Source organism: Streptomyces sp. NPDC002104, from assembly GCF_053593795.1.
In genome coordinates, this window is the sequence record NZ_JBSFDF010000007.1 from 43254 (window position 1) to 66122 (window position 22869).

Here is a 22869-nt window from a genome sequence, read left to right on the forward strand (position 1 = left end):
GCGGTCGTGTGTGACCGGGGGTGTGGCCGTACAGGATGTCGGGGCTGGTGAGGTCGTCGATGACGTGTCCTTGCGGTAGTGGGTGTGGTGAGGGCGACCGGGGTGGTCAGGCCGCCTGCGTGTACGCGGCTTGGGTGGCCAGTGCGGGGTCGCGCCGCATCTGCCAGAACGCGACGGCGAGGCCGAGGGCCTGCAGTGCGGCGCAGACGGTGAGGACTTGGCCGAGGAGGTTGGCCGGGGTCAGCGCAACGAGCAGGCCGGCCACTGGGAAGGGCAGCAGCATGATGAGGATCGTGACGGCGAGGGTGCTGCCGAAGACGGCTTCGGGGATGAGCTTCGAGCGCAGCGTGCGCAGCACCACGGTCATGCCGCCCTCCCCGGCCATGAGGACCGCGACCAGGATGAGCAGCTGGGTGTAGGCGTCGGCCTGGGCGACGGCGATTCCGGCTGCCGCGGCGATGGCCGCGCAGACCGCGCCGACGGGCCAGAGCCCGGCGCGGTCGATGGCGAAGCGGCAGACGGCGACGGCGAGGAGGGAGGCTGCCGCGGCGGCGGACCAGATCAGTCCGACCGAGGCGCTGGTGTGGCCCATCTGCTGCACGATCAGGACGGGGGCGGCGGCCTGGAGGGTGCCAGTGCAGATGTTGGAGACGGTCAGTCCGGTGATCAGCCAGGCCAGGGCTGGGAGCGAGCGCAGGGTGGCCCAGCCGACCCTAAGTCCCTGCATGGGCGAGGCGGAGACCTCGGTGGTGCGGTGGAGGCGGTCGCGGGGGGCGAGGGAGGCGGCCAGCAGCGAGAGTCCGGCGATCGTGAGGAGCATGCCGGTGCGTCCCGCGTACTGCAGGAGCAGGCCGCCGGCGGCGGGGCCGGTCAGGTTCGCGGTGTTGTCGATGCCGAGGAGGACCGACTGGATCTTGTGCTCGCTGTCACCGGCCTTGCGCCCTGCGAGTGCCCCTGCGGTTTCGGCGGCCACGTAGCTGTATTCGGTCAGTACGCCGGTCACTGCGGCCAGGCCCATCACGGCGATGGTGGCGGGCAGTCCGTCGTCGACCAGGGTGAGCGCCGCGACGGCGGCCAGCAGCACCAGGGCCCGCAGGGTGGCGGCCATCCGGAAGACCCGCGTGCATCCCCACCGGTCGACGGCCGCGCCGGCCCAGGAGAACGCGGCGAGTCGGGGCACCCACTCCAGGGTGAAGGCGATCCCGGTCAGGGCGGCGGATCCCGTGGTGGCCAGGACCAGCAGGGGGATGGCGTACGTGGCCATGCTGAAGGACACGGCGTCCGCGCAGCGCGGCAGGTAGATACGGCGCGTGATGCCGAAGTTGGGGATACGGGCGTGGCGGCCACCGACGGCTCTGCGACGAGTCATGATCACTTTCAGCGGGAATGCGGCCCGGTCAGCGGCGGCCGGGGGCGGTCAGCGGGCAGGAAGTGGCCCACGATGCGAAGCGGGGAGAAGCGCTACCTAAGGGAGCGCGGCGCCGGGGTGGAGCCGGCATGGGCCGGTGGGAGGGCGGGGCCGACGGCGTGGTGCAGGGCTGTGGTCGGCCTGCCCGGGCGGCGGCTCGTGGCGTCCATGACGACCTGCGGGTGGGCGGCTGCCCAGTTCGTGAGGACGGCCAGCGCCTGCCCGAGTTCCCCTCCGGCCTCGGTGAGCGTGTACCAGCCGTTGGAGCCCGTGCCGATGAGACCGGCGTGAAGCGCCCGCCGTGCCCGGTATCCGTACGGCATGGCCGAAGGGGCTTCGAGCAGGCTCACGGTGTGGCGGTCGCGCAGCAGGTAGAGGGTCGCTTCGACCCGGGTGGCGAAGTCGCTCTGCGCAGTGGGGTAGTGGTGCCGCCGTGCCCAGCGGGACAGGGCTTCGTAGACGTCGCCGAGGTCCTGGCCGGCCTGTGTGAGTTCGACGGGGCTGTCGTCGTCGCGGCGCTCGCGCACCTGGAGGAGTCCGCGCTGGCGAAGGGTGCGCAGCCCGTGCTGCAGGCTGTCTGCCGGGATATCGGGGAAGGTGGCCTGAGCGGCTCGGTGCGGGATGGGCCCGTTGTCGTCGATCTCGCTGATGATGCGCGTTGTCCACCGCAGGCTCAGCATCGCGGCGGCGCTGACCGCGTCGGCGGCCGGTCGGGGTGTGCTCATCGGGCCCGGCCCCCCATCGAGGAGCTGGCCGCGGCGGGGCGGACGGTCTGGGCGTGGGAGAACAGGTTGCCCGTCCGCACGGTCGTGGCCGGCGGGGCCGCAGCGGGGAGGGAGCGGTTGGCCGCCCACCGGCCATCGGGGAGCTGCGGGTCGGGGGCGGTCCGCTCGGCCCACAGCGGATGCTCGGCCTGGGTCCGGCGGCCGGCGCCCCACGCGGAGAGCGAGCGGAAGACCGGGGCGAGTTCCATCCCCTGGGCGGAGAGCTGGTAGTCGCTGTGGCCGAGCCGCTCGACAAGCCCGTCGGCGACGAGCTGGCGCAGTGGCGAGTACAGCAGGGCGGTGTTCCCCCCGGGGAGCACCATGGCGGCCAGGTCCCGGCCGGAGGCGCGTCCCTCGGAGCGCAGCGCCCACAGCAGCGGGGTGGCGTGCTTGGGCGTGATGAGGGTCAGGACGTCTTCGGCGTTCTGTGCCGGGGGTATCCGCTCGACCTCCAGCTCGCCGGTCTTCCGGTTCGGCTTCGCCTCCTTGTCCAGGTGGTTGTCGCCGTAGGAGGCGAGCGCAGCGATCACGCTGGTGAGGGCCTGGCCACGGGCCGACAGGCGGTAGTTGACGTGGCGTACGTGCTCCTGGCGGCGCTCGACGAGGCCGTCGGCGGTCAGACGGGCGAGCCGCGGGGCGAGCTGGCCGTCCTGGAGCATGCCCAGGCGGGGCTTGATCTCGGTGTAGCGCATCGGCTGGTCGCTGAGGGTCATCAGCGTCCATACCGTCCAGCGCGGGCTGAGCATCTCCAGGCTTTCACCGACCCGGGCGAGGTCGGCGGTAAGGGGGCGGGGCAGGCCGGTGGTGGGCAACGGAGGTCTCTCCAGGGGTGCGGGACGGTGTCAGTGAGTGCGCGCGGCCGGTGCGGTGCGTGCGGCGGGGGCGGGCACCGTGGCGGCGGGCGATTCGTTGCGGCGAAGGCCCTGCAACGCGGCCGTGAGGGCCTTGGTGTGGGCGTCGCGGGCGGTGACGGACTGGCTCAGCCGCTGGGCGCAGTCGAGGATGTGGCCGGCGGCGAAGGGGCCGATCTCTCGGCCTTCGCTGGTGAACTGGCGCAGGCGGTCCAGTTGGAAGTCGATGTTCCGTTCGGCGAAGACGAGGTCGGCGTGGATGCCGAGAAGACCGCCGAGCAAGGTTGTTGTGGAGGCCCCTTCGGCATGGCGCACAAGGTCGTTCAGGGGCTTGCCGTAGAGGGATTCAATGCGGTCACGGAGGGCGTCGGAGGTGTCGTGGGGCAGTGCTTCTCCTTCACGAGTGACGGATCGGCGCCGGGGCGACAGCGTGGGCGGGCCGGACCGTCGGGGGCGGTGGCCGGAGGTGGTGCCGTTCGGGTCCGGCTGCCGGCATGGAGGTGAGGATGTTGGTGAGCGCGGACAGCAGTCCCGTCCGCGCGTCCACTGCGGCGTCCAGCCATTGGGCGTCCATCCGCAGGTCGTCCGGGTTCAGCTCGCCGAGGTCCGCTTGCGGAGCGGTGGACTGGTGCACGCGGTCACGGATCCGGACGAGATGTTCCTCGGCGACGGCGAGGAAGGCCCTGAGTTCCATCACGCGGTGCAAGGCGGGCTCCGCAAGGCCTAATGTGGCGCGCTGGTGCAGGAGGCCGACCGGGTGTCCGAAGGCCGACTCGATCGCCTGGTCCTGTGTGGTCGGCTTCATCGAGCCCGCCCATGAACTCCACTGCCGACACTGTGCGGTTGGGCCGCCGCGACGGCGGGAGTCTGAATCCGGCGGGCGGCCACTGTGTTCGGCCGGGGGCCGCGCTCAGGCGTGTCCGCCATGACGGTGTCGAGCAGCGCCTTCAGGATGACGGCGGGGACGTCGCGTTCCACGACCGCAGTGTTCACGCGGTGGGCAAGCTCCCACTGCCGGGGGGTGAGTTCCCCGGGCTCGGCGCCGAGGGCCACGACGAGGTCGTCCTCGGCCTGGTGCAGCCTGTCCTGCGCGGCGGCCAGCCGTCCGTACCAGCGGAGTGCTTCCGCAGCTCCCGGACGGGACCGGCCCTGGTCGCGGGCGAGGTCCGGCAGCGTCCGCTGGAACGTCGTTTCGATGCTCTGGGCGAAGAACTCCAGCACATCCTGCTCGCCATCGGGCACAGAAGACTCCTCTCGTACAAGGTGGGCGGGGTGGCCGCACATCCGGCGCGCACAGCGCGAAGTGCTGGTTCCAGAATCCGCAGAATCCGTGAATTCCGAATTCACGGATCCGCTGGTAAAAGGCCTTGCCCGGTCCGCCCACTCCGCTGGAAGCCGGAAGGTCAACGGCGGCGGGGAGCTGCTCCGCTGGCGGGTGGCGCGGGAACGGCACGTTGGGGCGCTGGCGTTGTTGACGGATTCTGCCGAACACCGTCTGGGTCGTTGAAATACGACTCGGCGGCGTCATAGGTGGGGAATCCGACTTCGCGCAAGGTGTGGGTGAACTGAGTGAGGTCTGCCTCTTCCACCAGAACCCGGAAGGGGTGGGCGTCCTTGTCGTCGAGGGCTCGAAGCAAAGCCGTGATCTGGGGCCGGTTCGAGCTGTCGTTGGTGTAGCTGTCGACCAGGGCGAAGCGATGGCCGTCGCCGACGAGTCGCTCCTGCAGCGCGGTGGTCGCCTCGTCGGCGGACGCGGTCCCCATGCCCGGCGGCAGGCGGATCCCTTCGCGCGGGCAGCCCCGGGACACGAGCCAGGACTGGGCCATGGCCGGCAGAGGCAGCATGGCGTGCTCGAACGTGAAGGTTCTCTCGCCGGGGTCGCGGGCGATGTGCAGGGCGATGATCTGCGGCTCGCCGGGAAACCCCCAGGTGGCGGTCCCATCGTGCAGGACGTGGAAGCTGTGGCGGGCGTCGGCCGAGTGATGTTCGGCCAGCACCGTCAGCATGTCCTCGTCGGCCTCGATACGGCCGTAGAAGTGTTCCTCGACCTCGTCGCTGGCCGCTTCATAGCCGTCGAGCCGAAAGTCGGGGCTGTCCTTGGATGGTGACACTCAATCGGATCTCTCTCGGATTGGTTATCGCAGCTGGCGGTTCCTGCGGATTTCCGCCGCCGCGACGTAGGACGAACCGGTCGATGCTGAGCGCGGTGCACGGGCTCCCGCGAGTACGGCGCGGCCGACCTCGGTGAGGAGGACGGGCTGGCCGGCGTGGAGGGGGTGTGAGGTGTCGCGGACGACAAGGTCGGCCTGTTCGAGCCGCTCAAGGACGTACTGCGTGATCCTGGCGCCGGATTCCGTGGCGACGGACAGGCGGCCGGTCAGCAGGTGCTGGTGGAGCTTGGCGCCGCGGGCGATGGCCAGCAGGGCGGCGTAGTCCGGGGCGGACACGTCGGGACGTGCCGTTGGGGCGTTTCGTTCGACCGGCTCCAGGGCTGTGACGGCCTCGGCGTGCAGGGTGTCCCGCACGGCCACGGCCTCCTTGATCTGGCCGACTACCCGGTCGACTCGGGCCAGCAGGGCGGCATCGAGTTCGAACTCGCCGCTGGCCAGGCGCTGAAGGAGGGTTCGGTGGAAGGCGAGGTCGGTGTGCGCCTTGGCCAGGGCGCGGTGCGCCCGCACCAGGCGTGCGACCGGCTCGTCGAGCAGGCCGCGGTCGTGGTGTTCCCACAGTGCGTCGACCGTGGTTCCGGTCGCGGCTTCGATGCGGTCGTCAAGACCGGTCAGGGCCTTGCGGACGCCGAGCCGTGTGGCTGGGGGCATGGAAGTCCTCGTCGGGGGTGGGACTGGAGTGGCTGGTGACCTCGGACAGCGACAGCCGGAGTTCGGTGTGGCTGCCGTCACGCAACGTGGAGGCAGGACCCAGGCGGCGAAGGAGGCCCAACATCTGGGCGTTGGCCTGCCCGGTGTAGACGCTCAGGGTGTGGGCTCCGCCGGCCAGCGCATGCCGGGCGGCGAAGCGGACCATCCCCGTGCCGATACCGCGGCGGTGGAGGTGGTCGGCGACTTGTACGCCGAGGTCGACGACGCCGGGGCTGTGCTGGAGGCGTCCGATGGAGACCAGGGCGATCACCCCGTCGCCGGGCGCGCTGGCGGTCCAGTTGTCCGAGGCGCGCAGCAGGCGCTCGAAGTCCGGTCGGCAGATCCGGAGCCTCCCCCACCTGCGGTGCATCGACTGCTCGCTGCACCGCAGGAGGAAGGCCTTGACCGCGTCCCAGTCTTCGGGACCGGCCCGGTGGATCGAGCAGGTGGCGAACGCGGCGCTCAGAGCGGCTGGCTGTGCAGGGCCCGTGCGAGAGCATGGCGCGAGTAGGCCTTGCGCCGCCGGCCGTCGGAGAGATCCGTGTTCCGCGGATGGATGTCGTACGGGGCCAGCAGCTTCGCCAGGCGCACGGGAGTGATGTCGGCGTACCTCCAGCCCTTGCCTGCCACGCCCGGTACGCCCGTCAGCTCGGCGACCAGGTCCATGGAGGCCATGGCCTGCGGATTGCCCCGTCGGCCGAAGGCGTTGAGGCATTCCACGACCAGACGCGAAGAGGTCGTAGCGCCGACGCTCTCGGCTGCACTACTGGAGCGGCTCACCGTCTGGTCCGAGCAGCACAGGGACGGGGCTGCGGCGCCCGTCGGGGGCTCCGTGGACCGGAACACGTCCAGCAGCTCCAGGAGCGTGGTTCGGCAGGCGCAGCTGGACGGACGTGGTGCCGCAGTGCCGGAACCGCGGGCGCAGCCGGAGTACAGGCTGCCGGGGGCGGCCTCCGGGCGGTCGGCACAGCAGGCCTCTCGCCCGCATCGGTCCTCGTCGAGGATGTCGAGGAGACCTTCGATGATTCCGTCGATGAAGGGGGTCAGGAGGGCGTGCTGGGAGGGGACAGTCAACGGGAGATGCCTCTCGTGGGCGGGACGATCGGGGCGGGTTGAGGGATGCCGGGCCGCGTCGCTGGTACGGGCAACGGGCTCGCGGCGTGCACGGTCGTGTGCGGGGAGCGGGAGCGGGCCGCGTGGGCGAGGGCGCTCAGGGGGCGGCGTTCCCGGCCGAGGCGGGCTGCCACGGTGTCGTACACGTCGTAGCCATCGCGTGGGCGGATGGCCACGACGTAGACCTCGGTGGGGTGCGTGGCACCGGCCGGGGCGGCGCGCAGGGCGTAGACCATCCGCCATTCGGCACGGTGGTCGACGTAGCTCTTGCGGAATCCGGACAGGTCGCCGGTGAGTTTGGCGCCCTGGCGTACGCCGGTGACCGCGTCCTGGAGGTGGGCCAGGGCAAGGTCTCTGATGTCGCCGGGAGCGGCCAGAAGGTCGTTCAGGGCGCGCGGGTCGAACGACAGCCCGTACTGGGGCGGCGTGTTCATTCCGTCTCGCCGGGGAAGGCGCGTCCGTCCTCCGAGGTCGGCAGGAGCGGTGCGTCGGGGCGCGGCAGAAGCCGGTGGGAGCGCCGTTCAGGGTCGGTTGTGCATGCCGAGAGCGGGCCGCCAGGGGCGCGGACCGCCGCGACGGTGTGGGTGAGGAAGTCCCGGTGCCACACGGCGGGGCCGGAGGGCCCGGCCTCGGGGTCCATGTGCTGGCCCCATGCCAGCCACAGCGCGTGCAGCCAGCCCACCACGTCCAGGTGTTCTTGCCACTCGTGGCACCACGGCGTGGCGGTGGTGATCTCCGAGCCGTACACGCCGAGGAAGATGCGCTGCACCCAGTCGGTCAGGCCGTCCAGTTCGGTGTCGAAGTCCTCGCCGTCGAGGGTGAGGATGAACCGGGGCTCCGGCGGCGGGGGCGGCATCATCGGCATGCTGGATCTGGCCGGCATCGCCGGGAACCCGGCGAAGGGCGAGGCCGGCATCGGGTCGGCCGCGAGGCTGTCGAGCAGCCGGGCCTGGTCGGCCGACTGCTCCATCAGCTTGCGGACCGAGGCCTCCAGGTCCTCCAGGTCGCCATCGGCCATTCGGATCGGCTCCAGCTGACCCTCGTCGTGAGGGTCTATGGATTCGGGCACGGGAAACTCCTTTGAAACCGCACGGGGCGCGTAGGGAAGGTGCGTTCAACGATGCGGAGAATCCGTGAATTCCGAATTCACGGAAGTGCTGATAGGAAGCCGACGGGCTGGCGGCGGCACTGATCCGCCACCAGCCCGTCGGCTATCAGGCCGCCAGCGTGCAGTCGCCCTGCGTGAGGGTCTGCGTCAGCGTCTCGGTGAGCCGGTCGGCGGCGATCTTGCTGTACTCGGGGGTCTTCTCGACGCCGATGAAGGAGCGGCCCTCCAGGAGCGCGGCCACGCCGGTGGAGCCGGATCCGGTGCAGAAGTCGAGGACCGTGCCCTGCTCCGGGCAGATCTTCACCAGCTCACGCATCACCGAGACGGGCTTCTGCGTGATGTGCTTCCGCTCCGCGCCGGAGGGCTGCGAGGCGCTGTACAGGCCCGGGAGGTAGATGGCCCGGGAGTTGTCCATCGGCCCCTTGGACGCCCACACGATGTACTCGCAGTCCTGGCGGAAGCGGCCCTTCTGCGGCCTGGCCTGCGGCTTGTGCCAGGTCAGGATGCCGCGCCAGAGCCATCCGGCCGCCTGGATCGCATCGGTGGTCACCGGCAGCTGTCGCCAGTCAGTGAACAGCAGCGCCGTACCCGTGGGCTTCGTCAGGCGATGTGCCTCGGTCATGATCTGCGTCAGCCAGAAGCCGTACGACCGCTGGTCCATGTTCTCGCCCGTGAAGTCCGGAAGGGTGTGGCCGGCATCGTTGGACGTGTACTTCTGCCGCGCGGTGCGCGTGGTCCTCTCCTTCGCCGTCCGGCCACCGCTGTTGTACGGCGGGTCGGTGATGACGGAGTCCACGCAGGCATCGGGAAGAGTGGCGAGCACGCTGAGCGCGTCGCCCTCGTGGAGGGAAAAGGGCAAGGGGAACCGTATTTCGGTAGGTGAGGGTGGGCCCCGACCGGCATTCAGACAGACCTCGGCCTCACACGGATTCGCAGAATCCGCGGGCAGGGAGGGAACGTCGGGGATGGGCAGGAGCCTAGGGCACGATCCGGGAATCACCTCGGCGCCGATCACTATTTCGGCATTCCCGATTCCGGCCCTAGGGTTTTGGAAGACCCGCCGGGAAACCCGGATGGGACATCCCCTCCCCTGCCGGAGATCCCTCATGCCCAGCATCACCTGACACCTGCGCGGACCCCCGTCGAGCAGCAACTCGACCTGCGGTCCCTCGCTGTTGATCACCTACCAGCCGGCCGAAGGCCCTTTCCGTCGCATGCCAGTCCTGCGGCCGGCCCTCACTTCAAGGACCCATCACCGTGGCACACCCATGCCTGAATCCGTCCCGTGGACTGCGCTGCGGCGCTGATACGCCGCCCGGCGGGCCGGATTGAAATCGATAGCCGCCATCATCGGCGTCGCCTGTCTCTCCCCCGTCCTGCTCGCCGGTACCGCGGCCGTCGCCGCAGCCGGTTCCGCCGGACGGTCCTCCAACTGCTCCACAGGCAAAGGCCTCGACACGGCCGCGGTCGCGAAGGCCGTCGAGGCCATCCTCGGCGGCAAGGGCGGCACCAGCCAGGACGTACACGTCGAAGGCCTGGAGCTGCCCGCCGAGCAGATCCCGCACGCCAAGACCATCGTCGCCACCGGCATCTCCCTCCATGTCCCCGAACGCGGACAGGTTGTGGCCCTGGCCACGGCCATCCAGGAGAGCCGCCTGCGCAACCTGAACGGCGGCGACCGGGACTCGCTCGGGCTGTTCCAGCAGCGGCCCAGCCAGGGCTGGGGCACCCCCGAGCAGATCCGCGACCCGGTCTACGCCGCCACCAAGTTCTACAACGGGCTGCTGAAGGTGCACGGGTGGGAGCAGATGACCATCACCCAGGCCGCCCAGGCAGTCCAGCTCAGCGGCTTCCCGGGCGCGTACGCACAGTGGGAACCGCTCGCCCGTGCCCTGCAGAAGGCAATCGTCAAGACCCTCCCCGGCGGCAATGGCAATCCCGGGACCGGCGGCACCCAGCCACCGGCAACCGGCGGATGCACCGGAGGCGGCGACCTCGGACCGATCCCCGAGGGCGCCGTCCCGGACGGGTACGAGATCCCCAAGGACGCACCCGAGAAGGTCCGCACCGCGATCCGCTGGTCGATGGGCCAGCTCGGAACGATGTACCAGTGGGGCGGGACCTGCACGAATTCCCGCGGCCCGGACCCGATGGGCCGGTGCGACTGCTCCAGCCTGACCCAGCAGTCCTACAAGGCCGCCGGAATCACCCTCACGCGCACCACGTACACCCAGGTCAAGGAAGGCGACCCGGTACCGGTATCCGCGATCCGGCCCGGTGACCTGCTGTTCACCCGCCCCGGCCCGTCCGGCCCCGAGCACGTGGCCATGGCCATAGGCACCGCCAAGGGCACCCCCTTGGCGATCGAGGCACCCCGGACAGGTAAGCCCGTCCGGATCGTCACCCAGGCCAGCCTGGGCACCATCATTGCCGTCCAGCGGATGGTCCCCGCTTCCTAGCCGCCGCCTGCGGCTTCCCCCTCCCGGCCTTCCGGCCGGATCTCCCGCGGCCTCGCGCTGCCCTCGCGCGCCTTCGCCGCGCCCTTCCCCCTTCTCGCGCCACCCGCGCCGGCCAACCGCCGTTGCCTGCAAGGAGTCCAGCACACCCATGTCGTCCATCGACCGACTCATCACCCTTGCCTACGACCCGGGCATCACCCCCAACGAAGGCGGCCTTCCGGGCCTTTCGGTCCTCAAGAGCGTCGTCTCCTCGATCAACCTGTACGGGATCATCGCCGTCGTCGGCGCCCTCGCCGTCTCCCTCGCCGTGTGGGCATGGGGGCACTTCACCGGAGGTCACAACTCCGAGGCGACCGGCAAGAAGGGTGCGGTTGTCAGCGCCGGCGCGGCCCTCGGTCTCGGCGCCGCCAACGGCATCGTCATGTTCTTCTCCGCCCTGGGATCGCAGGTCAAGTAGTGGCGAAACGATCCCGCACACGGGCCCGCCCCCGGATGTACCTGCACACCGGGCACTGGTCGTCCAACCGGCGCATCACCGTCCTCGTCGTCGGCCTCACCGCGCTCGTGACCCTCGCCGGCCTCGCCGCGTGGTGGACCGGCGGCAACGACACCGCGGACCGGACCAGCACCCCAGCTCCCGCAACCAGCTCTCCCGGCCCGTCCTCCCCCAACCCGCCGACCGGCGGGACGGGCGGAGTGGCCGAGCCCCCGCAGATCGCTGATCCGCTCGTCTACGCAAAGGCCGCAGCCCAGGTGCTGTGGACGTACGACACCCGCACCACCACGCACGCCCAGCAGCTGGAAGGCCTCCGTGCCTGGGTCACCCGCGAGAGCCAGTACGCCGACTGGACCGGCGTCCAGGCCCAGATCCCCGACCCCGTCCTGTGGTCGCGGATGCACGACAACGGCCAGCACGCCACCGCCCTGATCAGCGAGGCGCACTTCCCCAGCTCCTTCAAGCAAGCACTCGCCGACGACCCCGCCGCACTGACCCAGGCGTACATCTACGTGGTCACGGTCACCGGCAAGCAGCAGATCACCTGGAACGGCGGCGGGGCCGGAGCCGAGGACCGCACGGCCACCCTCGCCGTGCAGTGCCGGCCCAAGACGGACTGCTCCCTGGTCGCCATCGCCCCGAGCGTCCTGCCCTGACCCCCACCCACGAGAGGAGGTAGACCCCTGTGGGCTTCTGCGACCTGCCCCTGGCCAACAAGTTGTGCACGGCTGCCGACGTCATCGACTTCGCGAACAACCCCGGCAAGGCGATCACCGAGGGCATAGGCAACTGGATCGCCAAGAGCATCGGCGAACTCGCTGCCGCAGCCGCCGACCTGGCAGCCGACGCCATCGACACCACCACCAAGGTCGACCTCAACGCCACATGGTTCCGCGAGAACTACGAGATGTTGCTGCCGATCGGCTTGGTCGTCCTCGTCGCAACGATGTGCGCCCAGCTTGTTCGCGCCGCCTTCCGCCGCGACGGCGAGGCCCTGCGCCAGGCGTTCACCGGCACCGCCTCGGGCGTGATCTTCGCGTTTGGCGCCATCGCCCTGACCACCGTCGCCATCGAGGTCGTCGATGCCCTGAGCGACGGCCTCTTCGCCGCCGCGGGCACATCGATGAAGGAAGCCGTCCGGCGCAGCATCAAGGTGTCCCAGATCGGCGGTCTGGCCGGACTCGGGTGGATGGTGCCCGGCATCGTCGGCCTCGGAGCCGCCGTCGGGGCCTTCATGTTCTGGTGCGTGATGCTCGTACGCAAGGTGGGCATCTTGGTCCTGGTCACCCTGGCCGTGTTCGCCGGTGCCGGTGGCGGCTGGGAGGTCGCTCGCCGCTGGCGGCGCGGCTGGATCGAGGCCACCGCCACCCTGGTCGTCTCCAAACTCCTGATGACCGTGATCTTTCTGCTGGGCATCTCCGCCCTCGGTAGGACCGACGCCAAGGACGGAACCGCCGCCCTCGCCGACGTCATGGCCGGCGTCGTCATCATGTGCCTCGTCCTGTTGTGCCCGTACGCCTGCTTCAAGTTCGTCCACTGGGCCGCTGAGAGCACCGACGGCGGCGAGTCGATCCACCGTGCCGGTGGCGCGGGAGGACAGGTCGCACGGCAGCACGCGGAGAACGCAGCCCGCAAGGGAGCCGCGATGGCCGCGACCGCGGGTACCGGAGGAGCAGCAGCCGGAGCAGGCGCTGCCCCGCAGGGCCCCGACGCGGGAGGCGGATTCCCCGGCGACATCGCCTCGCACTCCACCGGCGGCGGCGACCAGGGCGGGCAGGACGGGCAGGGCGGCGGAATGTCCCCCGCGATGGACGCTCTGAAGAAGGCGGCGCAGCCGCCTCCGACCAGCGCGCAGCAGGACACCAGCGGCCAGGTCGGCGGTCCATCCGGCCAGCCCGGCGACACCGGCTCCTCCGCCTCAGGCGGCGGCCAGTGGGGCGAACGCGGCAGCAGCGCCCCGCCGCCTCAGGGGAACTCGTCTTCCTCCGAGGGCACTTCGGCCAGTGGTTCGGCGTCAGCGGCGCCGCCGCCCGCCGGTCCCTGACCGCCGCCCGCTGACCCCATCCCCGTGGGACGCGACGCGTTCGCTCCGGCGCGTCCCACGGTTCCACCCGCTGCCCGCCCGCACCTCGAACGGCCCGCCCCTTGTCTGATCTGACCCTGACTCCCCCGCTGACAGTGAAGTTCCCTCTTCGCTCGCGCCGCGGCATCCTCCTCGGCCTGTCCTTCCCCCAGCTGATCCTGGTTTCCGTGGCCTTGGCGCTGCTCCTGGTCACGGTCGTGACCACCGGCCTCGCCGGCGCCTTCGCCCTCGTCCCGCTGTGGGCCGCCATCGCGGCCCTGGCCTTCATACGGCACAGCGGACGCTCGCTCATCGACTGGGCGCCGATCATCACCCGTTACATCCACCGTCGCCGTACCGGCCAGACCCTGTGGCTGGCCCGCGCCGTCTCCCGCCCCCGCATCGACGGCCTGCTCCACCTGCCCGGCTCGGCAGCGGCGCTGCGCGTCGTCACCCCCGAAGGCTCACAGGCATCGGCCATCCACGATCCGCACCAGCAGACGCTGACCGCCGTCGCCCGCGTCACCAGCAGGGCCTTCGCACTGCTCGACCCGTCCACACAGAACGCCAACGTCGCCAACTGGGGCCGGGCCCTGGCCAGCATCGCCCGCAGCGGACACGTCGCCACCGTCCAGGTCCTGGAACGGACCGTGCCCGATTCCGGCGACGGCCTCGCCCGCCACTGGAGCACCCACGGCCGCGCCGACACCCCCGTCGCCGGGCAGGTGTACGCCGACCTGGTCGCCTCCGCAGGCCCGGCCGCCGCCCCCCACGAGTCGTACATCGCGATCTCCCTGGACCTCAAGGCCGCCAAGCGGCTGATCTCGCAGGCCGGCGGCGGCCTGCCCGGAGCCTTCACCGTGATGGCGCAGACCACCAGCTCAGTCGCCCAGGCCGCGCGGAACTCCGGGCTGACGGTCACCGGCTGGCTGACCGCCCGCGAAATCTCCGCGGTCATACGGACCGCCTACGACCCCAAGGCCCTCTCCGCACTCCAGCAGTGGTCCGAGTCCGGCCGCGCCGAGGCCGACCCCACCGCCGCGGGCCCCGTGGTCCAGATCGAGGAGAGCGACCGCCTCGCCACGGACACCGCCCGCCACGCCACCTACTGGGTCGAAAACTGGCCCAGGACCGAAACCTCGGCCGGCTTCCTCCACGGCCTCCTGTTCAGCGCCGGCGTCCGACGCAGCTTCTCCCTCATCTACGCCCCGCAAGCCCTGTCCGCCGCCCTGCGCGATGTCCAGCGCCGCAAGGCCACGATCATCTCGGACGCCGCCGAGCGGCGCCGCAAGGGCATGGTCGACAGCGAAGAGGACAACGTCGAGTACGCCGACGTGAAGGACCGGGAGCGGCAGCTGATCGCCGGCCACGCAGACGTGGCCCTGACCGGACTGATCACCGTGACCGCGGAGACCGACGCCCTCCTCGACTCCGCCTGCGCACAGATCGAAACCGCCGCGGTGACCGCCCAGGTCGACCTGCGCCGCCTCATCTGCCAGCAGCCCGACGCCTTCGCCCTGGCCGCACTGCCCCTGGCCCGCACCGCCCTGTAGCCGACAAGGCCGCTGACCCTGCCCCGGCAGGAAGGATCCCGTGACACCCCACACCCCCACCACCGACGCGCACCCCTACCTGCGCGCCGCCACCGCCGGCATCCGCCACCACACCCGCAGTCTCACGCCCCAGCCCGACCGGCCCCGCCCGAAGACGCCTGCGGACCGCGCCCACCTTGACGTCCTCCACGCCCACCTCACCACGCTCCACCAGTTCCTCGACCAGCTCTCCGACACCACCCGCAACAGCTGGCCCGCGGCAGGACGCCACCTCGCCACCGCTCACACCCGGCTGTGGCAGGCAAGCGCCGAAGTCCACGACGCCTTCCACACCCTCCCGCCGGATTCCTCCGGCGACGAAGCCGCGTGCCGGCCGGACCGGCTCCCCGACGGCCCGCCCGTGCTGACCATCTGCCACCGCCACCTCGCAACCGGCCACGCCATCCGCCGCAAGACCACCCCCGCCGACCTGCGCGGCCACACCACCCACTGCGGACGATGACCTGCCCACACCCGACCTAAGGCCGCCCCGATGAACCACCGGCCCGCACGCCGAGCCCGCCGCGCCAGCGCCTCCCCCCTGTTCACCCCGCACGGAACCGACCGCGCCACCCGCAAAGCAGCCCGCAAGCAGCTAGCCGAAGCCCAGGCCAAGGCCCGCGAAACCGCCGCCGCCCACCCCTCCGGCCAGGAGCCCGCCGAAGCGCACATGCCGCTCCCGGTGTACCCGGCCTACGGCCGCCCCGGCGCCGCCTCCGCACGCGGCACCCGGCTGCGCCTTCCCGCTCACCGCATGACCACCGCCACCGCCAGCGGCGCGTACCCCTTCCTCGCCGAAGGCGGGCTCGGCGCCGAAGGCATCTACATCGGCCGCGACGTCCACGCCGAGGCGAGCTTCACCTTCGACCCCTTCACCCTGTACGGGCGCGTCGAGGGATTCACCAACCCCAACATCCTCTTGGCCGGCGTGATCGGCCAGGGGAAGAGCGCCCTGGCCAAATCCTTCGCCCTGCGCTCCGTCGCCTTCGGCTACAGGGTGTACGTCCCCTGCGACCCCAAGGGCGAGTGGACCCCGGTCGCTGCGGCCCTCGGTGGCACGTCGATCGCGCTGGGCCCGGGGCTTCCCGGCAAGCTGAACCCGCTCGACGCCGCGCCCCGGCCCGATGGTGTGGCCGAGGCCGACTGGGCGGTCGAGGTCCGCAAGCGACGCCTGCTGCTGCTCGGCTCCCTCGCCCGCACCGTGCTCGGCCGGGACCTGAAGCCGATGGAGCACACGGCGCTCGACGTCGCGCTCGACGCGGTCGTCCAGGCCGCCGCCGCGGTCGGCCGCACCCCGCTGCTGGGCGATATCGCCCACACCCTCAACCAGCCCGAGCTACTCGACCAGGCCGGCGGCACCATGTCCGGCCACCTCGGCGACGCGGCTCGCGACCTCGCCCACGCCCTGCGCCGGCTCGTCAACGGCGACCTGTCCGGCATGTTCGACGCCCAGTCGACCATCCGCTTCGACCCCACCAGCCCGATGCTGACCATCGACCTCTCACGCCTGGGCGGATCCGGCGACGACACCGCGCTGGTACTGGCCATGACCTGTGCTTCGGCCTGGATGGAGTCCGCGCTGACGGACCCCGCAGGCGGACGGCGCTGGGTGGTCTACGACGAGGCGTGGAGATTGATGAGGCACGCGGGGCTGCTGGAGCGGATGCAGGCTCAGTGGAAGCTGTCCCGCGGGCTCGGCATCGCGAACTTGATGGTCATCCACCGCCTGTCCGACCTGCTGACCGCGGGCGACGCCGGATCACGCGGACGGGCCCTCGCCGAAGGCCTTCTCGCGGACTGCTCCACCCGCATCATCTACCGCCAGGAGAACGACCAACTCCACGCCGCGGCCGACCTCCTCGGACTCACCTCCGTCGAAATGCAGGCCATATCCCACCTCAACCGAGGCCGCGGGCTGTGGCGCGTCGCCGGAAGGTCGTTCATCGTCCAGCACCTCCTCCACCCCGCCGAACAGAAGCTGTTCGACACGGACTCCCGAATGCACTGAGTTCTCGACCCGTGGGTTCGCGATTCCTGAAGCACCGACAGCCGCTCGCCTCGTCGTGGCCGAGCCGAGCCCAGCCGACGAGTTCTCTCCATCCCCCAAGCCGCACCCCATAGCCCCGCCCATGACGCCTACCGGAGCCGTTTGACTTGGACACGCCGCCCACTACCAGGCTCACCTCCGGCCTGGCCCCCCTGCCCGATCACCGACACATCCGCGATCCCCAGTGGCTTCGGGCCTGGGCCAGGTTCGAGCAGTTGACGACCCCGCTGCGGGAACGCGGACTGACCTGCGACGTCGACTTCGGCCTGGATGACTGGATCGTCTACGCCTGGCCTCCCGACCAAGACGCCGTGGTCATCATCGGATCTGACGGCGGATGGCTGGTCACCTACGAAACCCCCGCCGTGGACCACTCCTCGATGACGGTCCTCTACGACTCCAGATCGCATCCCGACTCCCAGGCCAGCACCCACGTGGCCCGCTTCATCACTGCGGTCGACGCGCACCTGGCGCACCTCCGCAAGCGCACTCCCCCGAAGCGGCCGGACTCGAAGCCGATGGCCACCCAAACGACGCAGTTGAGTCACGGCCCCGCCAGGCCAACGCCGGACCTCATACCGCGCGCCACGTCATCACAGGCCAAGCACCGGTGAACAGGTCCCCCCACCACCGATCCCCAAGGCCGTACGCCAACAGCCGCACGAAATCGCCGCGTTCGAAGGAGCTCCCCTATGCAGCGCCCTCCTGAGCTGACCGAGGAGGAATGGGCCGACTACCGGCAGTGCCAGGCCGAGGAGAACACGGTCCTCGCGCAGGTCGTCGACCGCGAGGCCCAGCTGGAGAACGGCCTTATCGACTCCGACGACGAGTACGACTTCTCCTGGGACATCAACCCGGCACCAGACGAGCAGACCTGGCCATCCCGGCTTGAGGTCCTGGCGGAGGACTTCCTCCGCGCGAAGAACGAGCTCACGTTGCTGGACGAAGCCGGGCACGTCCCCGAGAACCCGCTCGGCCCGGCCCTTCTCGACCAGGCCCGCCACGCCCAGGGGCTTGCCGCCACCACCCAGCGCGCGGTTTCAGCCCTCCTCGCGGCACCCGGACTTCCCCCAGCCCTGACGACCGCTGTGCTCGTTCCCCTCTCGGCTGCTGCCGCGCACGCCGCTTCCGCTGTGCAGCACTTCTCCGCTGCCACGGCCATCGCGGCCGGATCCAGCGGGCGCCTCGCCGAGCACCTCCAGTGGCGCATCGTCTTCCACCACGCCGACGGCCGGCGCGAACTCGGACAGGCCGCAGAGACCTCGCTGACGGCGGCGACCGAGTTCACCGGGCGCGCCGAACTGCGGCGCCAGCTCCTGCCCCGCCCTGCACCCGCGGCGCTACCGCCCACCCAACCCGTCACCGCCAGCAGCGCCGCCCCGAAGCGCCGTTGACCAGGAACATTGCAGAAAGGATTCCCCACTCCGTGTACCACCCCGTGAGCATTCACATCGGCCAGCACACCGCCGGACCCCTGGACCACCCCCGGGCCGACCCGGTCCAGCAGCTCCTCTGGTCCAGGGGGTTCACGTACTGCTCCCGACTCCACGGGTACACGGCCGCGCACACGCTGCCCGTCGAGCAGCAGGAGCACCTCGTCCACGAGGCGGTGCACGCCCTGCACTCCCGTGGGCACGCCGTCGCGCACGTGCACCACCCCCGGCCCAAGGCGGATGAGTGAGAACGGGCCGGCCGGGCCGCGGGCTCGGGCCTTCCGACCGGCACGCGCTCGTGACCGGGTTCGCTGACCGGCTCGCCACCGGGCTGGGACCGGGCTGGACTGCGGTGGGGCGGTGGACCCCCTCCGGTCGTGACCCGGCCGAAGGCCGGGTCTGGGACATGGCCGGCGGCAGCTTGCACCGAACGCTGGAGTCCTTCCCGCACCTGCACCGGGCCGTCCTCACTCACCCCCATGGCCTGCAGCTCTACGTTCTCCCCCGGACACCGGACCTGGACAGTTTCATCGTCTCCGCCGTGCTCCCCCCGGTGTCTTCGAGCACGGTGGCGTCCAGCCTCCACCCGCGATCGGCGTAACGGGAGACCCCGTCCGGGCGGCGGCCGACGTCCGTCGTCGTCTTCTGCGCCCGTACCGCACGGCCGCGATGGTGGTGGCCCGCACCACCCGGTTCCGGGAGCACGACAAGATCGTGATCGGGCGAGGCGACGACGGACAGCCCTTGCTGAATACGGTTGCGCCGACGGCCGTGAGGGCCCTGCTCCACTCCGACGGCCGGTGGGCGCTGGATCCCGCAACCGGTCTGTGCCGACTCAGGTACGCGGAGCGGCATCCCGAGCCCGTCATCCAGCAGGCCGTCCTGCGCCTGCAAGTCCACCGCTTCGACATCGTCGTCGTGACCGGGACCCCGCTCAACACACCGCCCGGCAGCCGTACTCCCCCGCCGCCCGGCCCTCCCCCGCGGCTTCGCGGTGGGGAGAGCCCCGGCGGCCCGCTTCTCTAGGCATCCGCTCGGCCAGGGCCGGCCCTCGGTCCGTCCGCCGACTGCCTCATCCATCCCGTATCAGGAGATTGTTCTGGCCACCCGATCCTGCATCGCCCGACCGACCCCGACCGGCTTCGAGGGCATTTACGTCCACTGGGACGGCTACCCCACCCATCACCTGCCGCTTCTCCTCGCCGCCCACCAGTTCCGGTTCAAGGGCGACATTGAAGCGATGGCCCGCTTCCTTGTGGACTCCCCCGAGGTCAGCTGGGACCACCTCGGCGCGGACCTCCTCACCGACGCGCCGGAACCCGTACAGCAGCGCCTGGGCAACGGGTACGACGCGTGCCGCCCGACGACCGGCCTGGTCACGCTGGACGGCAGCCCCGTCCAGCGGATGACCTTCGACGAAGTATCCGCCCAGGAAAGCTGGCTGAGCTGGGCGTATGTCCTGCGTCCAGAGGGAGTCGAGGTCGCCAGCCTCCAGAACGGGCCTCGCGGTCTCGTCGTCGGCTGGGACGTGGACCCGCTCACCCCGTTCACCGACGACCCCGAACGCTGGCGCACACGCCCTGCCAGTCGCAGCCAGGCACCCACCACGACGGTCCGCAAAGCCGAACCCCGCGCGCAGGCCACGAAGTCGGCGACCCGCCGGTGAGCACCCGACCTCTCCGGAAGGCGCCCGACCCGACCACCGGCGAAGACCGAGGCCTCGACGTGCAGGGGGAGCAGCCGCCGATGGCGGCCGTACCCGGCAGCAGCGACCTGCGGCGCACTGCCCGTCTGGAGGCGGCCGACTACCTGGCGGCCCTGGACCTGCCGGGTCCGGGACAGAGCCTGCTGCCCTGGACCCAGGCGCTCGCGAACGCCGAGACCGCCGCGCAGTTCCACGTCGTCACCGACACGGTCATCGGCTCCGAGGGCGGTGCGCTGCTGGCCCTGCGTGACTTCCTGCGCGCTGCCGGTGCGTGGTGCGACGGCCATGGTCAGCGCGCCCTCGGTGACCGCTACCGCCGCACGAGCGAACTCCTCGACGTCGCCGACCGGCTCGCGTTCCAGCTGGGCGTCGACCAGCTCGCCGCCGCGCACCCAGGACCGGCCCCGGCCTGACCGTCGCAAGCCACAGCCCAGCTCGGCTTGCGACCGAGGACTTCACCCACACCTTGCACTGAAAGGACCGCCCCCTGCCTGCGGACCCGCCCCACCTGTACATCGGCTGGCACGAAGAGCACGGGTTCGTCGCCGCCTCCGGCCGGCCCCTGACCGACCATCTCAAGAACTGGGTCCTGGACCGCGTCCAGTTCGAACCCGTTCCGGGAACCAACCTGCACCGGCTCACCGAGCCGGTGCAGGACGGCCGCCGCCGCGCCCGGCAAGCCGTAGCAGCAATACGCGCCTTGGGCCTGCGTGTGCAGGCCGACTTCGCCCTCGACCCAGAGCTCACACCGGACCCGCCGCACCAGCAGCGGACGGCCACCCTTCACGAACACCGCTCGCGTATCGCGCAGGCCGCCAACTCCCGTTCCCCACAGCGAGACACGCCGCACACCACGCTGCCGTGCGCGCCCGCGGCATCGACACCCGCGGTCCCTCGGCCGGCCCCCGCCACGTCAGCGACCGGGCGCGGCAGGTAAGCGAGGCGCGCGAGCCCTTCGCCTTCGCTCCCGGCGAGCCCCACTCCGACTGACCCTGTGCGGCGCCGACAGGTCCGCCCAGCCTGCGGCGCCGCACCGCCACCGTTCCCGTATGCCTCCGACGGAAAGCCCTTCCCCTGTTGTCCCTGACCGATCCCCCGTCCGTCCCGCGGCCGCGCGCCACCTACGGTGCGGTACTGGGCAGTCGGCACGTTGCCCGTCTGCTCGGTGGCACCCTCATTGGGCGCCTGCCCAACGGCATGGTTCCCGTCGGACTTGCCCTGTGGATCACGGGCGTTGGCGGTTCCCTGGCCTTCGCAGGGATGCTCAGCGCCCTGTACGGACTGGCGTCCGGGCTGAGCCAGCCCGTCAAGGGGAGGCTGATGGACCGATTCGGTCAGACCCGCGTCTCCGGACCGGCAGTGATCCTCAATTCCTCCAGCCTGCTGGCCCTTCCGGTGATCGACGCGAGTGGGCATCCCGCGGTCGTCACCGCGGTAGTGGGTGTGGCCGGCCTGTGTACACCGCCGCTGGAAGCCGGTCTGCGTGCCCTGTGGCCGGCTGTCCTGGCCGATCCGGGCCGGCGGCGCATCGCTGTCAGCCTCGACACCGGCACCCAGGGGCTGCTCTACATCGTCGGCCCCCTGCTGGTGACCGCCCTCGCCGCCGCCCGCGGTCCCGGCCTCGCGCTCGTCACCACGGCCGTGCTCGGGCTGCTGGGCACCGTCATTGTCCTCACCGCGCCGCCGTCCCGACTCTGGCGCCCACCGACATCCCGCGGCGGCGAAGCCCACGGACGCCTGCTGTCCCCAGGGCTGTTGATGCTGCACCTGGCCCTCGCCGGTACCGGCTGCGCCATCGGCGCCATGAACGTGTGGTCCGTCGCGATGGCGGCCGGCCACCACATGGAGCTGCTGTCCGGTGCGATCCCCGCCGCGTTCTCTACGGGCAGCTTCCTCGGGGGCCTGCTCTACGGGCGCCGTGTCTGGCCTGGCTCGAGTGCGGCGCAGCTCCTCGTCGGTGCCGCGTGCTTCCTCACCGGATGGCTGCCGCTGCTCACCCTGCCCGGCCCGCGCGCTGCCGTCGCAGCCGTCGCGGTACCGGGGCTGTTCCTCACGGTGGTCGTCAGCTGTGCCTTCATGACCGTGGACTCGCTCGCCCCGCCGACGCGCACCACTGAGGCGTACGCGTGGCTGATCCTCTCCGTCGGCGTCGGCCAGGCCGCGGGCACCGCGCTCGCCGGCGCTCTCGCAGCGCACCCGCTCGCCGGAGCAGCGCTTCCTGCCGTCGGCGCCGCCGTGTCGCTGTCGTTCCTCACGGCTGCCCGCCGACGTCTCGCCCCCGCTGGCGCGTCGCGCCGCCGGGGCCGGCACCGGCGAACCCGGGCCCGTGCCGCCCACAACTGACCTCATCCCCGCAAGGAGAAACACCTCTTCATGGCCGTACGTACTACCTGGACCGTCACTCACGCCTGCGGGCACGAGGTCGATCACAATCTCTCCGACCGCCCCGCCGACCGGCGTGCGGGATTCGCCCGATGGCTTTCCGGCCGCGACTGCACCGACTGCTGGAGGGCGAGCCGTACCAGCGACAACCTCAGCCGCGAGGAGTGGCTCGCCGCCCGGCGGGCTGCAGAGCAGGCCGCCGCGAAGGAGTGGGCCGAGCAGTTCGACATGCCGCCGCTCGACGGGCCCGAGCGTGCCCTGGAGTGGGGCGAGCGCAGTCGGCACCAGCTGGTCACCACCGCCTATACCGCTCTCGTTGTCGAAGGCACCTGGGATGACGCCGATTGGGCGGCCCTGGAGGAGAAGATCCGGTCCGTGACCCGCGCCGGCTGGTGGATCGACCAGCGTGACGCCGACGGTGTGGACGTTCCCGAACTCCTCGACGCCGCAGGTGACGACGACCGCGGTACCGAGAATCCATTCCGGTGACGAATTACGCGACAGCTATCACGGTATCCGTGAATTCGTAAATCCCGGATTCTCCGGACCATTGAAGTCATCCCCACCGCCGTCTCTGCCGCGTTCACGTGG

27 protein-coding genes are annotated in these 22869 nt (G+C 71.1%); 14 read left to right on the forward strand and 13 right to left on the reverse strand.

The features are described from left to right. Positions 1 to 106: 106 nt before the first annotated feature. The 13 genes from ACWCP2_RS08590 to ACWCP2_RS08650 all read right to left on the reverse strand — a co-directional run bounded on the left by ACWCP2_RS08590 (position 107) and on the right by ACWCP2_RS08650 (position 8961). The gene (locus tag ACWCP2_RS08590; RefSeq protein WP_450907836.1) at positions 107 to 1369 is read right to left on the reverse strand and encodes an MFS transporter; all 1263 of its coding nucleotides are present in this window, start codon (positions 1367 to 1369) and stop codon (positions 107 to 109) included. A gap of 92 nt (positions 1370 to 1461) precedes the next feature. Beyond that, positions 1462 to 2133, reverse strand: coding sequence for a winged helix-turn-helix transcriptional regulator (locus tag ACWCP2_RS08595; RefSeq protein ID WP_450907837.1), 672 nt, complete (start codon positions 2131 to 2133; stop codon positions 1462 to 1464). Continuing rightward, complete coding sequence (locus ACWCP2_RS08600; RefSeq protein ID WP_450907838.1) at positions 2130 to 2984, reverse strand: winged helix-turn-helix transcriptional regulator; 855 nt, start codon at positions 2982 to 2984, stop codon at positions 2130 to 2132. The genes ACWCP2_RS08595 and ACWCP2_RS08600 overlap by 4 nt, the downstream gene beginning before the upstream one ends. A gap of 30 nt (positions 2985 to 3014) precedes the next feature. Beyond that, on the reverse strand, positions 3015 to 3305 hold the full coding sequence (locus tag ACWCP2_RS08605) for a hypothetical protein (protein WP_450907839.1): 291 nt from the start codon (positions 3303 to 3305) through the stop codon (positions 3015 to 3017). Between the two features lie 115 nt (positions 3306 to 3420). Then, entirely contained in the window at positions 3421 to 3828 is a 408-nt protein-coding gene (locus tag ACWCP2_RS08610; protein WP_450907840.1) for a hypothetical protein, read from the reverse strand. Beyond that, complete coding sequence (locus ACWCP2_RS08615; protein WP_450907841.1) at positions 3825 to 4265, reverse strand: hypothetical protein; 441 nt, start codon at positions 4263 to 4265, stop codon at positions 3825 to 3827. The genes ACWCP2_RS08610 and ACWCP2_RS08615 overlap by 4 nt, the downstream gene beginning before the upstream one ends. 161 nt (positions 4266 to 4426) lie before the next feature. After that, positions 4427 to 5134 carry a hypothetical protein gene (locus ACWCP2_RS08620; RefSeq protein WP_450907842.1) on the reverse strand — a complete coding sequence of 236 codons (708 nt, stop codon included), beginning with the start codon at positions 5132 to 5134 and terminating at the stop codon, positions 4427 to 4429. 24 nt (positions 5135 to 5158) lie between these two features. Next, entirely contained in the window at positions 5159 to 5842 is a 684-nt protein-coding gene (locus ACWCP2_RS08625) for a hypothetical protein (RefSeq protein WP_450907843.1), read from the reverse strand. Continuing rightward, positions 5793 to 6251, reverse strand: coding sequence for an N-acetyltransferase family protein (locus ACWCP2_RS08630; protein WP_450907844.1), 459 nt, complete (start codon positions 6249 to 6251; stop codon positions 5793 to 5795). Before ACWCP2_RS08630 ends, ACWCP2_RS08625 begins: the two co-directional genes overlap by 50 nt. A gap of 92 nt (positions 6252 to 6343) precedes the next feature. Further along, a complete protein-coding gene (locus ACWCP2_RS08635) occupies positions 6344 to 6955 on the reverse strand; it encodes a DUF3631 domain-containing protein (protein ID WP_450907845.1) in 612 nt (203 codons plus the stop codon). Further along, entirely contained in the window at positions 6952 to 7428 is a 477-nt protein-coding gene (locus ACWCP2_RS08640; protein ID WP_450907846.1) for a hypothetical protein, read from the reverse strand. The genes ACWCP2_RS08635 and ACWCP2_RS08640 overlap by 4 nt, the downstream gene beginning before the upstream one ends. Then, positions 7425 to 8063 carry a DUF4913 domain-containing protein gene (locus tag ACWCP2_RS08645; protein WP_450907847.1) on the reverse strand — a complete coding sequence of 213 codons (639 nt, stop codon included), beginning with the start codon at positions 8061 to 8063 and terminating at the stop codon, positions 7425 to 7427. The genes ACWCP2_RS08640 and ACWCP2_RS08645 overlap by 4 nt, the downstream gene beginning before the upstream one ends. Before the next feature lie 145 nt (positions 8064 to 8208). Continuing rightward, a complete protein-coding gene (locus tag ACWCP2_RS08650; protein ID WP_399260651.1) occupies positions 8209 to 8961 on the reverse strand; it encodes a DNA-methyltransferase in 753 nt (250 codons plus the stop codon). 469 nt (positions 8962 to 9430) lie between these two features. Between ACWCP2_RS08650 and ACWCP2_RS08655 the strand changes: the two genes are divergently transcribed. From ACWCP2_RS08655 to ACWCP2_RS08720, 14 genes are all read left to right on the forward strand, one after another. Beyond that, positions 9431 to 10561 (forward strand): C40 family peptidase, encoded by a 1131-nt coding sequence (locus ACWCP2_RS08655; RefSeq protein WP_450907848.1) that lies wholly within the window; start codon positions 9431 to 9433, stop codon positions 10559 to 10561. A 148-nt stretch (positions 10562 to 10709) separates the two neighbouring features. Next, entirely contained in the window at positions 10710 to 11018 is a 309-nt protein-coding gene (locus ACWCP2_RS08660; RefSeq protein WP_327255400.1) for a hypothetical protein, read from the forward strand. Further along, positions 11018 to 11713 (forward strand): hypothetical protein, encoded by a 696-nt coding sequence (locus ACWCP2_RS08665; protein WP_450907849.1) that lies wholly within the window; start codon positions 11018 to 11020, stop codon positions 11711 to 11713. The genes ACWCP2_RS08660 and ACWCP2_RS08665 overlap by 1 nt, the downstream gene beginning before the upstream one ends. A 29-nt stretch (positions 11714 to 11742) precedes the next feature. Then, positions 11743 to 13101: an SCO6881 family protein gene (locus ACWCP2_RS08670; protein WP_450907850.1), complete on the forward strand. Its 1359-nt coding sequence runs from the start codon at positions 11743 to 11745 to the stop codon at positions 13099 to 13101. 101 nt (positions 13102 to 13202) lie between these two features. Further along, the gene (locus tag ACWCP2_RS08675; RefSeq protein ID WP_450907851.1) at positions 13203 to 14672 is read left to right on the forward strand and encodes an SCO6880 family protein; all 1470 of its coding nucleotides are present in this window, start codon (positions 13203 to 13205) and stop codon (positions 14670 to 14672) included. Between the two features lie 40 nt (positions 14673 to 14712). Beyond that, positions 14713 to 15174 carry a DUF6238 family protein gene (locus tag ACWCP2_RS08680; RefSeq protein ID WP_450907852.1) on the forward strand — a complete coding sequence of 154 codons (462 nt, stop codon included), beginning with the start codon at positions 14713 to 14715 and terminating at the stop codon, positions 15172 to 15174. 30 nt (positions 15175 to 15204) lie between these two features. Continuing rightward, on the forward strand, positions 15205 to 16719 hold the full coding sequence (locus ACWCP2_RS08685; RefSeq protein WP_450907853.1) for a VirB4 family type IV secretion system protein: 1515 nt from the start codon (positions 15205 to 15207) through the stop codon (positions 16717 to 16719). Positions 16720 to 16973: 254 nt separating this feature from the next. Then, on the forward strand, positions 16974 to 17372 hold the full coding sequence (locus ACWCP2_RS08690; RefSeq protein WP_450907854.1) for a hypothetical protein: 399 nt from the start codon (positions 16974 to 16976) through the stop codon (positions 17370 to 17372). Positions 17373 to 17450: 78 nt separating this feature from the next. Beyond that, a complete protein-coding gene (locus ACWCP2_RS08695) occupies positions 17451 to 18152 on the forward strand; it encodes a hypothetical protein (RefSeq protein WP_450907855.1) in 702 nt (233 codons plus the stop codon). Positions 18153 to 18184: 32 nt separating this feature from the next. Then, the gene (locus tag ACWCP2_RS08700) at positions 18185 to 18439 is read left to right on the forward strand and encodes a hypothetical protein (protein ID WP_450907856.1); all 255 of its coding nucleotides are present in this window, start codon (positions 18185 to 18187) and stop codon (positions 18437 to 18439) included. Positions 18440 to 19431: 992 nt separating this feature from the next. Beyond that, positions 19432 to 19857 carry a hypothetical protein gene (locus tag ACWCP2_RS08705; RefSeq protein ID WP_450907857.1) on the forward strand — a complete coding sequence of 142 codons (426 nt, stop codon included), beginning with the start codon at positions 19432 to 19434 and terminating at the stop codon, positions 19855 to 19857. An 80-nt stretch (positions 19858 to 19937) separates the two neighbouring features. Continuing rightward, a complete protein-coding gene (locus tag ACWCP2_RS08710; RefSeq protein WP_450907858.1) occupies positions 19938 to 20309 on the forward strand; it encodes a hypothetical protein in 372 nt (123 codons plus the stop codon). A 664-nt stretch (positions 20310 to 20973) separates the two neighbouring features. After that, complete coding sequence (locus tag ACWCP2_RS08715; protein WP_450907859.1) at positions 20974 to 22239, forward strand: MFS transporter; 1266 nt, start codon at positions 20974 to 20976, stop codon at positions 22237 to 22239. A gap of 30 nt (positions 22240 to 22269) precedes the next feature. Continuing rightward, positions 22270 to 22767 carry a hypothetical protein gene (locus ACWCP2_RS08720; RefSeq protein ID WP_450907860.1) on the forward strand — a complete coding sequence of 166 codons (498 nt, stop codon included), beginning with the start codon at positions 22270 to 22272 and terminating at the stop codon, positions 22765 to 22767. The last annotated feature ends 102 nt before the right edge of the window (positions 22768 to 22869 follow it).